The following is a 12,329-nucleotide window of genomic DNA, read 5'->3' as shown; positions in this document are numbered from 1 at the left end:
AAATCTGTGTTTTACTATAAAATTAGTTTTCGATATAGGTTTTATTCCCGTTTTTATTGATGTAATATTTCCCGCCTCTAGGGCCTGTATAGACTTTTTTTCCGTTGTATTCACCCGTTACTTTGTCTGGAGTTTTTGGTGCTTTTTCGGTAGTTTCTCTTAGTTTTTTCTCGGTAGTTTTTTTGGTTGTTGTAGCTTCTTTTTTGGCTTTGGAAGTTTTCTCTGTTACTGCTTTTTCGGCCTTACTTTTTTCGGCTTTGGCTGCTGCAGTGGCTTTTTTGGCTTCTTTTTCAGCGGTTTCTTTTTCGGCGGCTGCTTTTTTGGCAGCTATAGTTGCTTTTCTTTTCTCGTTAGCGGCTTGTTGTTTGGCAGCTTTGGCTTCAGCTTCCTTGGCTTCGGCTTCTTTTTTGGCGGCTATGGTTGCTTTTCGTTTTTCGTTGGCAGCTTTTTGTTTGGCTTCTTTTTCGGCAGCCGAAAGTTCGGTTTTAGCAGTTGTGGTTTTCTTTTTTGTGGCTGTTTCTTGAGCGAAAATGGTGTTGGACGCGATAAACAAGAAACATAAAATCAGTATCCTTTTCATGGTTTTAGGTTTTTAAATTAATGGAATACTAAAGCTACTAATTATTTTTGGTAATTGAGTATAAAGTTCTAGAAATCTTAGTGTTACTGTCTGTAAGTAGGCCTCAATTTTGCTTCTAGTCCTGATAGGAACGGCATCCTCTTGTCTTGTCCTTACAACAAGACAAGAGATATAGTGGATAGCAGGAATCCCTGCTGGCTGAAAAAGCCTTTTGTTGGCTCTCCTGATTATTTAATTTTAACATATAAGTCAAGTAAGTTTAATCGTTTAAAGGTTTAAGAGTTTAATCGTTTAAAAGTCCATTATTCTTTGCGAACATTGCGTAATTTGGGTTCTTATATGCCCTTTAATTTTATATGGTTCAAAAAAGTCAATAAAAAAACTTGAATGACTCCTATGTTATAACAATTTATAGCTGTTATTTGTAGCATTTAATTTTTAACATATAAGTCAAATAAGTTTGAAAATTAGAAGATATCACTTTGTGAGGTAATGCATAAGTCCATAAAAGTTGAGGCTGTTGTTTTCAAGTTTCTCTGACTTTGCTTAATTGGACTGCTATTTTTGTTTTTTTTGCCCAAAAAACTTGAATGACTTATATGTTTTAACAATTTATAGCTGTTATTTATAGTGTTTTATTTTTAACATATAAGTCAAATAAGTTTGAAAATTTTGAGGATATCACTTTGTGAAGTAGTGGATATAAGTCCATAAAAGTTGAGGCTATTGTTTTCAAGTTTCTCTGACTTTGCTTAATTGGACTGCTATTTTTGTTTTTTTTGCCCAAAAAACTTGAATGACTTATATGTTTTAACAATTTATAGCTGTCCTAAAAATAAGCTCTTAATTGCACATTGCCGGTGTGAATGGCGGCGCTGGTTTCGCTTTTGCGACCTTGATAGTTGAAATTAATGTCGAGAAATTGGGTGATGTTTTTTTGCAATAACACCCGCCAAGTGAGATTTTGACCGGTTTGTAAGCCTTCGAGCATTTGGAAACCTACGGCCGATTGTGCATTGCCATCGAATTGATTTTGATAAAAAGAGAGTTCACCGTTGAGTGTGAATTTAGCATTGCGCGCATAACTGAAGGCGGTTCCCAATCGGTTTTGTTTCAAGATTTCGGCTTGAGCGAGTTGGTTTTCTTTGTGTTGGAATTCGTAAAACAATTCCCAACTGGCGTTTTTAGTAAACAAATAGCTGATTTTTGGAGCGATTTGGTAGCCGTTGATGTCGAAATTTTTCTCGGCATAATTTTCGGAAACCACGGCGGTCGCCAATGTTTTGGTAAAGAAGTTCAGTAACCAACTTTTTTGAAACAAATGTTGGTATTGCAATTGGTGCGAGGCATTGCTGTTTTCCTGTGAGCCATTGGACAATAAGCTCTTGGATTTGTTTTGCAAATAGGTGTAAGTGACCGAGTGTTTTTGCTTGCCTCGATTGAAAAATAAGCTGTTTCTAAATACAGAGTTGAGTCCCAAAACATCGTCTTTAGGGCTTCCAAACGGATTCAAATCGAAATTGCCGCCTTCGTTTTTAATTTTTCGGTCCATAATAAACGAGGTTTGGTTGTAAAAATAGGAGGCTATTTTTTTGATTCCTTTTTCGTTTTGCCATTGGTTTGGGTTAATGATTAGGGATTGCGAAAACTTATTTTGATGGGTTTTGATAAAGATTTGGTTGGGCAAAAACACACGTATGTATTTGGCCAAATCGGGATACGGCGCAATTTCGAATTCTTGTAATTCTTGAATGCCGTTGCCGTTGTAATCGTTCCAAGCATAGACACCTTGCCCCGCATTGACTTCTAAAAAAGTGAATTCTTGTTGGGCAATCGAGCCCGAATTGGTTTCATAGGCGGTGGTGCTTTGTACCAATTGTTTCCAAAAACGATCGTTGTACACGACTCTCGAATTGAGTGAAGGTTCTTTTTGTGCCGAGTTATTGGTGTATTCTAACACACGATAATTAGCAAAAACAGACAAATCGCTTTTGGCAGTTTGGAATACTTTCGATTTTAAGCTGAAGGTTTGCGAATGGTTGACGCGTTGTAACACGCCATTTTGGATACTATCGTTGACTCTTTGCAAATATCCCAAAGCCACGAAAACTTTGGTGCTATCACCACGACCCGCAAATCCTCCTATTTCTGAAAAACGCTGACTGATGGGGGTGAAGGTTTGGGTGCTTTTTATTTTCTCTTGGTTGTCTTCTAAACGGAAGGTTGCTCCCACCCAGTTTTTCTTTTTGTGAAAACGGACTTGGGTTTGTTGGCGAACAAAATTAGAAGTGCTCAACAAATTGTCGCTTTTGAGTACACTGGTTTGGTTTTGAAAACGCCAATTCGGAAGCTGCAAGTGCGCCATTATACGGTGTTTTTGCCCAGAAAAAGAATCGGTAAAATCTAATTTTTCCAGTTGATAAGACGCATTGCCTTTTAGTGCTCCTTTGTAGTTTGGGTTCCATTCGCTTTGGATTCCTGCGGTCCAGAAACTTTGATTACCAGTGGTTGTGGTGCCCAAATTCCAATCTCGATTGAATTCGATATTGAACAAGCGTTCTACGGTTTTGAAACTTTCGGCTATGTATTGGTAATTGCCTATGAAATCCAAATTCCATTTTCCGGTAAACAAGCGTTGTTTGGTGTTGAGTTTTGCGGCTAGTCCTTTGTTTTGATTGTCATCAAGACTCGAGAATAAGTTTTGGTCGTTGTTGCTCACACCAATTTCAAAATCAGTACTGCTTTTTTCATTTGGCTGGTATTGTCCTAAAAAAGTAGCGATTTGTATTTTTTTGGGAGCAATGAGCGGAATCGTTGGCTCATATTCTCCTTGTAAAACCCCGTTGATGGGTGCTATGTATTCGTAAATTCGGCCTATGGCTCCAGAGTTTTTCAAGAGATAATTTCCTTGATTCGGCCCTATTTTGCTGAAGCGAACATTGTACAAAACGGCTTGGTCATTGGTTGAAAATTCAAAGTATTCTTCACCATTGGCACTTTTTTTCTCGTACAAGATTTTATTTTCAGAATAGGAATCTTCATAGGCCGATGGCGCATTCATTTTGTTGGGGTCATTGCCCGCATTTTGTAAAATGGCGACTTGTTCTTTGGATAGGCTTTGTTGCACAGGTTGGTTTTTCAAGTCGCTTTCGGAATACAAATAACTACCAAAACGCCAGTTTTTGTTCTCGTGTATTCCGCCTCCATAGGCAACAATTCGGGTATAGTTTTGGTCTGTAAATTGGTATTCGACTACAATTCGCATTTCGGAAGTGATGGTAAATAAAGGGGTAAAGACCAACTCACCCGCGTTGTAATCCATCACATAATCGTTGTTTTCTCCTCGTTTTAGCAAATTGCCATTGACATACACGCGCTCCGAACCCGAAACGATCAATACGTAGGCTTCTTCATTATTACCTTTGAGTTTATAAGGTCCTTGATTGCCTTCTTGACCTGTAAACGCACTTCTAGCATATTGTCCTCGGACCAAACCAATAGCAGCCTCGATTTTGGTGTGTTTTTTGGTGTTGCCCCAATCGAATTGGGTACTCAAACCTTGTACTTTTTTATTGAAATTCATCAGCTGAGACGTTCGATTTTCTAAAAACAAATCGCCTCCGCGGACTCTCCAATCCTTGCTGTACAATTCCATAAAAATATTATCAAACTGATCCAGTCTTTGCGAATAGCCTCCGTCTTGTAGCGGAATATTACTGTCTTGAATCGAGGCGCTAATACTGACTTTGTCGGAGAGTTTACCGCTGATTTGCAGATCCAAATTTGAGTTGAGCACCGCGTTTTGATTGTTGCCGACCGTCACCCCACGCGTGATGCTTCCCGAGGTATTGAGTCCATCAAAAGGCGTAGTTTTTTTGGGATTCGTCCCTGCCATTTGATATAAAGTACCCTTCAGCGCCTCGTTGTTGACCACTAGACTATCCGAGTAGACTTGGTAGGTTTTGGTTAAAAAATCGGGATACTTAAGATAATTAACCGTTAGTTCTTCGGTGGTAAGTTGTGAAAGGGATTGTAACAACAAATAGCCTTTTTCAAAATTCACCTTATAGCTTGCGCTGGGAAGTGTTTCCTTTTTGTCGGTTGTAATTTTAAAAAAACTCGGATTGATGCTCGTCTTTTCTAACCAAATGGTATCGGTAGTTACGCGGATTTTTTTGGTGCGATAGGACGACTGATTTTCCTGCGCATATACGCCAGAAAGCCAAAAGAAGACTCCAAGAAGCACAATTTTATTCCACATAGTTACGATAACGTCCAATGTTCAAAAGTAGTATTTAATAGTGAATAGCAGTTAGTAATTAGTGAATAGTAGTGCTGGAATTTTATAGTTTACTTTCCTTTTTGACTAGTTAAGATTAAAAAAATTATGATATTTTTGAAAAAAACTGCTATGATCAAAAAAGAAATCGCCCAACATTTTTTAATACTTTGCGCAAAAGGAGAATCAAGACAAGCATTTGAGTTGTATGTTGCCAATGAATTTAAACATCACAATGCATTCTTTAAAGGGGATCGCGAATCACTGATGATTGCTATTGAAGAAAGTGCCGTATCGAGTCCCAATAAAGTATTCGAAATTCAGCGCATTTTGGAAGACGGGAATTTAGTGGCGGTTCATTCAAAAGTACAACTAGAAAAAGAAGAGATAACCTTGGCTATTATGCATATCATGCAATTTGAGGGCGATAAGATTGTCGAATTATGGGATTTTGGGCAAGCCGTTCCTGAAACAGTAGTCATTGAAAATGGGATGTTTTAATAATCACAAAATCTAATTATACTATGGCACATCCTAAAAATTATGAACGCGTTTTTGCAATGACTTTTGCCAGTGTTTATCCTCATTATTTAGCCAAAGTCCTCAAAAAAAATCGCACCCAAGAAGAACTTGATATCATTATTTGTTGGCTAACAGGGTATACACCACAAGCCTTGCAGCATCAAATGGAAACGAAAGTAGATTTTGAAACTTTTTTTGCTCAAGCACCTCAATTGCACCCGAACGCTAGCCAAATTACTGGAGTGATTTGTGGCTATCGTGTTGAAGACATCGAACATCCATTGATGCAGAAAATTCGCTATTTAGATAAATTGGTCGATGAATTAGCCAAAGGAAAAGCTATGGAGAAGATTTTGAGGGGGTAGAATAGTAACCAAGAATTTTTTCAATAAAAAAAGACCATTTTAAAATTGCTTTAAAATGGTCTTTTTGTTTTTATAAAGTCTCTTTGGTGATGATTTGCATCGTTTCGCGACTGACTTGTTTAAGCAATACAATCTTATTTTCTTCAACCAGCTTAGCGGCTTGGTCGTTAAAATGACGAATGGTGTACAAGGTCACATCTTCGTTAAACTCTACTTTGAATTTCTTAGCGAGTTTAGCATTCAATTCCCCGAAATTGCCAAATTTGTCTTCCACGCAAACCGAGAAACTAATCGCCGAGTTTTGAATCAAGTTCACTTTGATTTTGTACTTATGGAACAAAGCAAAGATTTCACTAATGTTTTCTTCCATAATGAAAGAAAAATCAATAGACGAAAGAGAAATCATCAACTGATTGCGTTTTACTATAAAACAAGGCATTTTAGGCTCCAAGTCGGGACCTTTTGCAACAGCGGTTCCTTTTAGTAATGGGTTTACAAATGATTTTACGAATAAGGGAATTTCCTTTTTTTGTAAAGGTTGTAGGGTTTTCGGATGAATTACCGTGGCGCCGTAAAAAGCTAGTTCAATCGCTTCACGATATGAAATCTGATTCAACAAACTCGCATTTTCAAAATACCTTGGGTCGGCATTCATTACGCCAGGAACGTCTTTCCAAATCGTTACGCTTTCTGCATTCAAGCAATAGGCAAAAATAGCAGCAGTATAGTCCGATCCTTCTCTTCCCAAAGTGGTCGTAAAGTTATTCTCATCCGACCCCAAAAATCCTTGGGTAATGATCAACGATTTTGATTTGATAGCTTTGGAAATATTTTTTTTAGTGAGTTCCCAATCCACTTCGGCATCACGATAATTGGCATTGGTTTTAATTAAATTACGCACGTCTACCCATTGGGTTTCAATCTGAGCATGATTCATATAGTAACTCAAAATGGTAGTCGAAATCAATTCTCCAAAACTTACCACTTGGTCATATACAAAGTTATAATTGGGAGATTTGTTGTGTGCTAAGAAGTACTCTAATTCAGCGAATAATAAGTTTATAGCGCTAAAAACGGGATGACTTTCGTTTTCAAACAAATCCAAAATAATTTGGTTGTGGTATTTTTTTACTTCTTGAACTGAGGATTGTAGTTCTGGCGATTTATCAAAATAATTTTTGATAACAACTTCTAGCGCATTGGTGGTTTTGCCCATAGCCGAAACTACCAATAATACGTCTTCATACCCAACCGTTTCTAATACGTGGTGTACATTTTTTATGCCTTCGGCATCTTTTACAGAGGCACCTCCAAATTTAAATACTCTCATTGTATCAACTTAAATTGTAAAACCAACTCTTGTTTTGGTGTCTTTCGAGCCAAAAGAGTTGCTTTACGGTTATTTACTTTTTTCCAAAAATGCATCAATTCCGTTTTGATCCATTTGTACTACTCTCCAATCCTCCAAAACTTTGGCCCCCGAATTTTCATAAAAAGAAATGGCGGGTGTGTTCCAATCCAAAACATTCCATTCGATTCTTCTCACACCATCGATTTTACCTTGCTCTATTATGGCAGAGTACAATGCAGAACCAAGACCCGTCCCACGCATGCTTTCTTTGACTACCAAATCTTCTAAATGAATCGTTTTCCCTTTCCAGGTAGAATAGCGATAATAATACAAAGCGATTCCAACAATTTCTTTTTCTTTTTCGGCTACAAAGACAGAGAACAAAGGATTTTCACCAAAACCGTCTCTTATTAAATCTTCTTCGGTAATCACAACCGCTTCGGGCTCTTTTTCGAATACTGCCAGTTCTTTAATAAGGGCTAATACACCTTTCATGTCAGAGGCAGTTCCTTTTCGTAATATCATTTTTTTGAGATTTAGATTCTAAATTGGCAACAAAAACATATAAAAATACAATTTTTTTGTCAATTTATTTGCAAAGATACAATAGTACTAAACTATCTAAATAATTATGAATTCATTTTCACAAAAAAAACGATATTTGTGACTTCAAACTAACTACAACGATTTCGTAATGGAAGAACGCAACAAAACACTTGGTGAATTTATCATCGAAAAACAATCACAATTTCAGTATTCTTCGGGGGAATTATCCCGAATCATCAACTCCATTCGTTTGGCTGCCAAAGTCGTAAACTATAAAGTAAACAAAGCTGGATTAGTAGATATCGTTGGCGCAGCAGGAGAACAAAACATTCAAGGCGAAGACCAACAAAAACTAGATGTCTATGCCAACGAAGTATTTATTCAAACCCTAATCAATCGCGAGATTGTATGCGGTATCGCCTCCGAAGAAAACGACGATTTCATCACCGTAGAAGGTTCGGACAGCAGTCACAACAACAAATATGTTGTGTTGATGGACCCTCTTGATGGCTCTTCTAATATTGATGTAAACGTATCGGTAGGAACTATTTTCTCCGTGTATCGTCGTGTTACGCCAATTGGAACTCCTGTAACTATCGAGGATTTCTTGCAACCCGGTATCAATCAAGTGGCGGCAGGTTATGTAATTTACGGAACATCAACGATGTTGGTATACACAACGGGTCACGGTGTAAACGGCTTTACACTAAATCCCGCTATCGGAACGTTTTACCTGTCACACCCCAATATGCAATATGCAAAAGATGGAAAGATTTATTCCATCAACGAAGGAAATTATGTGCATTTCCCACAAGGAGTTAAGAATTATTTAAAATACTGTCAGTTAGAAGAAGGCGATCGTCCTTATACTTCACGATATATTGGAAGTTTAGTTTCTGATTTTCACCGCAACATGATTAAGGGTGGTATTTATTTGTATCCTACAAGTTCCAAAGCTCCAAAAGGAAAATTGCGCTTGTTGTACGAATGCAATCCAATGGCTTTCATTGCCGAGCAAGCTGGTGGGAAAGCCTCTGATGGTTTTGGCCGTATCATGGAAATTCAACCTACCGAATTGCACCAACGCGTTCCATTTTTTTGTGGCAGCTACAATATGGTCGAAAAAGCGGAAGAATTTATGGCCAAAGCTGAAAACATATAACAGGAGCGAAACATCTGGCTTTTCTGGAAACATGGGTTCCTGCTCTCCGCTATATCTTTTGGGGCGAACCCCGCCCCAAAAGGATGCCACTGCGATCAGGGCTACAAGAAAAACAATTCGCTTCTTTGTAAGCATAAAAAAACCGGTAGCTTTTAAAAAGGTACCGGTTTTTTGTTTTTAAAACACTTTTTTACTAATCACTAAGTACTCAGGACTAATCACTAAAGTTATTTATTCATATTCTTCATTTCAAAGATAAAAGTATCTAAATCTACTTTTTTATCGAGTAAGGCTAATGCTTTATGTACAATATAGTTCACATTTCCTGGAGTAAAACCTAGTGCTAAACCAAAACGCACCAACAGTCGTTCTTGTTTATCCCCCAAATGATGGTCTACGTGAACCATGCGGCCCAAATCATACAAACGCTCTAATCTTTCGATGTATAAATACGGAGGGTTAATGTCATAGTTCAATGGGTTTTTTAAAATTTCTCGGTATTCCTCGGCTGAGATTTCCAAGCGAGAAGCCAGTTTGTCCAAAAAAGCTTGTTCTTCTGGTGTTGCATTTCCGTCTGCTAAAGCTACACGAACAATAGCAGAAAAATGACCTTTGTTGCGACTTTTGAATTCGTTATCAAATAAATCTGAAATTGACATAATAGTTGTTTTTATGGTTGTATTAAAGATACGATTTTTTTTAAAAAAGTAGGAATGCCAGGTTGAAATAATCCACTATTGGACTTTAAAAATAGCAGTATCAAATGCTTTATTCAACCTAAATCCCGAGAGAGATGAAAATTAGTGCCATCCAATCCTTATTTTTAATGAAAATTAGTGAATTCGTGGCCAATTTTCAAGCAACTCCTTTTCAAAAATTGTCGTAAGTTTACAGACCCTTAATCAAATTTATATAATTACCTATGTCAGAATTTTGGATTTATTTTCAAATCGGTTTACGTCACGTTTTAGATATTCATGCCTATGATCATGTTTTATTTTTAATCGCTTTAGCAGTTCCTTATTCGTTTAATGATTGGAAGCGCATCTTGTTATTGGTAACCTTGTTTACTTTAGGGCATACCATGGCATTATTCCTATCGGTTTATGGTATTGTTGCTATAAAAGTAAATGTGGTCGAGTTGTTGATTCCCATTACGATTTTGATAACCGCATTGTTTAATTTGTTTACCGCTGGGAAGTCCAGCAAAAAAGAGAGTATTAATCTGGTGTTTTTTATCACTTTGTTCTTTGGAATCATTCACGGTTTAGGATTTTCTAACTATTTCAAAACCATATTAGGCGGAACGGCCAATTCCAAATTATTACCCTTATGCGAGTTCGCTTTAGGAATAGAAGCGGCGCAGATTGCAGTAGTTTTTGTAGTTTTGGTACTGTCTTACATTGTACAAACAGTTTTTAGATTTTCAAAAAGAGATTGGACTTTGGTCATGTCTTCTTTTATAATAGGTGTAGTGCTTCCAATGATTGTTGAAAGTGAATTTTGGTTACGATAAAAATGAACGAAGTAAAATTAAATAAATACGACAAAGCCTACTTGCGAATTGCGAGAGAATGGAGTTTGTTGTCGTATTGCAAACGCAAACAAGTAGGAGCTATCATTGTAAGAGACCGAATGATTATTTCGGATGGTTACAACGGAACACCTTCAGGATTTGAAAATTGTTGCGAAGACGATGAAGGATTAACGCGTTGGGATGTCCTGCATGCCGAAGCGAATGCCATTCTCAAAGTAGCGCGATCAACACAGTCTTGCGAAGGAGCCACCTTGTACATCACACTTTCTCCCTGCAAAGAATGCAGTAAGTTGATTCACCAATCTGGAATTAAAAGAGTGGTGTACCAAAACGGATATCGTGATGATTCTGGTATACAATTTTTAATAAAAGCAGGTGTTGAGGTCATTCATATTCCTATTTTAGAAGACTAAATGAAATTCGAAAACAAATATTTGCCCATACTATTGAGTGCTACTTTAGCGCTTGGCGTTGGTATTGGCGGATGGCTGAATGTTTCGAGAGATCCAGGTTTGGTCGCTTCTAATACTTCCAAATCAAAGTTGAACTCATTAATTGATTTCATCAATAATGAATATGTAGATGATGTCAATACAGATTCTATTGTGAATTTGACAGTAGATAATATTTTGGCAAAGTTAGATCCGCACTCTGTTTATATTCCACCAAGTGTACAAACACAGGTTGCCGAGAGTATGAAAGGCGATTTTGTAGGGATTGGAATCAATTTTTACATGTACAAAGATACCGTTGCAGTCATAAAACCTGTTGCTAATGGCCCTTCAGCAAAAGCAGGAATACAAGCGGGTGACCGATTACTCTATGCTGGAAAAACGAAATTATTCGGACGTCTTTTGCCGAGTGATAGTCTTTACGCAACACTAAAAGGTGCGGTGGGTTCTGATATAGAAGTGACCGTTTACCGAAAAACTACACGTCAGAAGCTGAAATTCAAAATTAAAAGAGCGGTAATTCCACTGAAAAGTGTTGACGTGGCTTTGATGTTGAATCCTACTGTGGGTTATATCAAAATTAACCGTTTTTCTGAAACTACATTTGCTGAATTTAATTCAGGATTGACACAATTGAAAAAGCAAGGAGCACAGACTCTGGTTTTGGATTTGCGTGATAATGGTGGAGGATATATGGAAGAAGCCATAGCGATAGCCGATCATTTTTTGAAAGATAACGACTTGATTGTTTTTACCAAAAGTAAGAGCGGAACAATAGAAAAAACCTTTGCTACTGAAAAAGGGAATTTTGAATCGGGCAGATTATTTGTTTTAATCAACGAAAATAGTGCTTCTGCAAGTGAAATTCTGGCTGGAGCGATACAAGACAACGATCGCGGAACTATAGTTGGGCGTCGTTCTTTTGGTAAAGGATTAGTACAACGCGAAATGGATTTTAAAGACGGTTCTGCCGTGCGTTTGACAGTGGCTAGGTATTATACTCCTTCAGGACGTTCGATACAAAAACCTTATGCTAAAGGCAATACCGATTATTTTAAAGAATCAGAACACCGTTTTTTGAATGGCGAATTGTATCATAAAGACAGCATTAAAGTTGCAGATACTCTGAAATTCAAAACCAAAAAAGGCAAATTAGTATATGGTGGCGGCGGAATCGTTCCTGATGTCTTTGTGCCAATTAGTGCTGAAAAAGGTGAAGAAAGTGCCTCTTTGCTAGAACAATCGGGTATGGTGGGACATTTTGTGTTTGAAGAATTAGATCGAGATCGAAAAGCATTCAAAGGCTTAAGTTTTCCAGAGTTTCTGTCAAAATACAATGCTGATCACTATTTTGGTTTATTTCAGCACTATCTCAGAGAGAATGGTTTGTTCCTTCCTTTGGAAAAAAGTAAAATAGCAGTGAATCCCTATATCAAGGCAGAATTTGCTAGACAATTATTTGGTGAAAATTATTTTTATCAAATTGTCTTGAAACAAGATGAAATGGTGAAAAAAGTTTTGACAAAGAAATAGTA

Annotated in this window: 11 protein-coding genes; 6 read left to right on the top strand and 5 right to left on the bottom strand. The window is 37.4% G+C overall.

Features of this window, described 5'->3' with window-relative positions; translation table 11 throughout:
- Positions 1-22: 22 nt before the first annotated feature.
- Positions 23-580 (bottom strand): hypothetical protein, encoded by a 558-nt coding sequence (locus ACSVH5_RS07725; RefSeq protein WP_438060860.1) that lies wholly within the window; start codon positions 578-580, stop codon positions 23-25.
- 829 nt (positions 581-1,409) lie between these two features.
- On the bottom strand, positions 1,410-4,841 hold the full coding sequence (locus ACSVH5_RS07720) for a hypothetical protein (RefSeq protein ID WP_438060859.1): 3,432 nt from the start codon (positions 4,839-4,841) through the stop codon (positions 1,410-1,412).
- Between the two features lie 150 nt (positions 4,842-4,991).
- Here ACSVH5_RS07720 and ACSVH5_RS07715 point away from each other — a divergent pair, with 150 nt between their 5' ends.
- Positions 4,992-5,360, top strand: a complete 369-nt coding sequence (locus ACSVH5_RS07715) for a nuclear transport factor 2 family protein (protein WP_438060858.1) — start codon at positions 4,992-4,994, stop codon at positions 5,358-5,360.
- A gap of 23 nt (positions 5,361-5,383) precedes the next feature.
- Positions 5,384-5,746, top strand: coding sequence for a DUF2200 domain-containing protein (locus ACSVH5_RS07710; protein ID WP_438060857.1), 363 nt, complete (start codon positions 5,384-5,386; stop codon positions 5,744-5,746).
- A 70-nt stretch (positions 5,747-5,816) separates the two neighbouring features.
- Here the strand turns inward: ACSVH5_RS07710 and ACSVH5_RS07705 are convergent, their stop codons facing one another.
- Both ACSVH5_RS07705 and ACSVH5_RS07700 read right to left on the bottom strand, forming a co-directional pair.
- Complete coding sequence (locus tag ACSVH5_RS07705; RefSeq protein ID WP_438060856.1) at positions 5,817-7,076, bottom strand: aspartate kinase; 1,260 nt, start codon at positions 7,074-7,076, stop codon at positions 5,817-5,819.
- A 69-nt stretch (positions 7,077-7,145) separates the two neighbouring features.
- Positions 7,146-7,622: an N-acetyltransferase family protein gene (locus tag ACSVH5_RS07700; RefSeq protein ID WP_438060855.1), complete on the bottom strand. Its 477-nt coding sequence runs from the start codon at positions 7,620-7,622 to the stop codon at positions 7,146-7,148.
- A gap of 169 nt (positions 7,623-7,791) precedes the next feature.
- Here ACSVH5_RS07700 and fbp point away from each other — a divergent pair, with 169 nt between their 5' ends.
- A complete protein-coding gene (gene fbp, locus ACSVH5_RS07695; protein ID WP_438060854.1) occupies positions 7,792-8,805 on the top strand; it encodes a class 1 fructose-bisphosphatase in 1,014 nt (337 codons plus the stop codon).
- 227 nt (positions 8,806-9,032) lie between these two features.
- On the opposite strand, the gene ACSVH5_RS07690 is transcribed toward fbp, so the two are convergent.
- Positions 9,033-9,464 (bottom strand): TerB family tellurite resistance protein, encoded by a 432-nt coding sequence (locus tag ACSVH5_RS07690; RefSeq protein WP_438060853.1) that lies wholly within the window; start codon positions 9,462-9,464, stop codon positions 9,033-9,035.
- A 263-nt stretch (positions 9,465-9,727) separates the two neighbouring features.
- Here ACSVH5_RS07690 and ACSVH5_RS07685 point away from each other — a divergent pair, with 263 nt between their 5' ends.
- From ACSVH5_RS07685 to ACSVH5_RS07675, 3 genes are read left to right on the top strand one after another with little or no spacing between them, the layout of a single operon-like run.
- The gene (locus ACSVH5_RS07685; RefSeq protein ID WP_315173008.1) at positions 9,728-10,321 is read left to right on the top strand and encodes a HupE/UreJ family protein; all 594 of its coding nucleotides are present in this window, start codon (positions 9,728-9,730) and stop codon (positions 10,319-10,321) included.
- 2 nt (positions 10,322-10,323) lie between these two features.
- Positions 10,324-10,755: a deoxycytidylate deaminase gene (locus tag ACSVH5_RS07680; RefSeq protein WP_438060852.1), complete on the top strand. Its 432-nt coding sequence runs from the start codon at positions 10,324-10,326 to the stop codon at positions 10,753-10,755.
- A complete protein-coding gene (locus tag ACSVH5_RS07675) occupies positions 10,756-12,327 on the top strand; it encodes a S41 family peptidase (RefSeq protein WP_438060851.1) in 1,572 nt (523 codons plus the stop codon).
- Positions 12,328-12,329 lie beyond the last annotated feature (2 nt).

It is taken from the genome of Flavobacterium sp. RSSA_27, assembly GCF_051547125.1.
In the GTDB taxonomy this organism is placed as follows: domain Bacteria; phylum Bacteroidota; class Bacteroidia; order Flavobacteriales; family Flavobacteriaceae; genus Flavobacterium.
Note: the sequence above shows the minus strand (reverse complement) of the source record. Positions and strands in the feature narration are given on the sequence as shown.

Coding starts and splice junctions, on each gene's coding strand:
- ACSVH5_RS07710 (WP_438060857.1), top strand. CDS start 5,384: ATGGCACATCCTAAAAATTATGAACGCGTTTTTGCAATGACTTTTGCC.
- ACSVH5_RS07685 (WP_315173008.1), top strand. CDS start 9,728: ATGTCAGAATTTTGGATTTATTTTCAAATCGGTTTACGTCACGTTTTA.
- ACSVH5_RS07720 (WP_438060859.1), bottom strand. CDS start 4,841: ATGTGGAATAAAATTGTGCTTCTTGGAGTCTTCTTTTGGCTTTCTGGC.
- fbp (WP_438060854.1), top strand. CDS start 7,792: ATGGAAGAACGCAACAAAACACTTGGTGAATTTATCATCGAAAAACAA.
- ACSVH5_RS07725 (WP_438060860.1), bottom strand. CDS start 580: ATGAAAAGGATACTGATTTTATGTTTCTTGTTTATCGCGTCCAACACC.
- ACSVH5_RS07715 (WP_438060858.1), top strand. CDS start 4,992: ATGATCAAAAAAGAAATCGCCCAACATTTTTTAATACTTTGCGCAAAA.
- ACSVH5_RS07700 (WP_438060855.1), bottom strand. CDS start 7,622: ATGATATTACGAAAAGGAACTGCCTCTGACATGAAAGGTGTATTAGCC.
- ACSVH5_RS07680 (WP_438060852.1), top strand. CDS start 10,324: ATGAACGAAGTAAAATTAAATAAATACGACAAAGCCTACTTGCGAATT.
- ACSVH5_RS07690 (WP_438060853.1), bottom strand. CDS start 9,464: ATGTCAATTTCAGATTTATTTGATAACGAATTCAAAAGTCGCAACAAA.
- ACSVH5_RS07705 (WP_438060856.1), bottom strand. CDS start 7,076: ATGAGAGTATTTAAATTTGGAGGTGCCTCTGTAAAAGATGCCGAAGGC.
- ACSVH5_RS07675 (WP_438060851.1), top strand. CDS start 10,756: ATGAAATTCGAAAACAAATATTTGCCCATACTATTGAGTGCTACTTTA.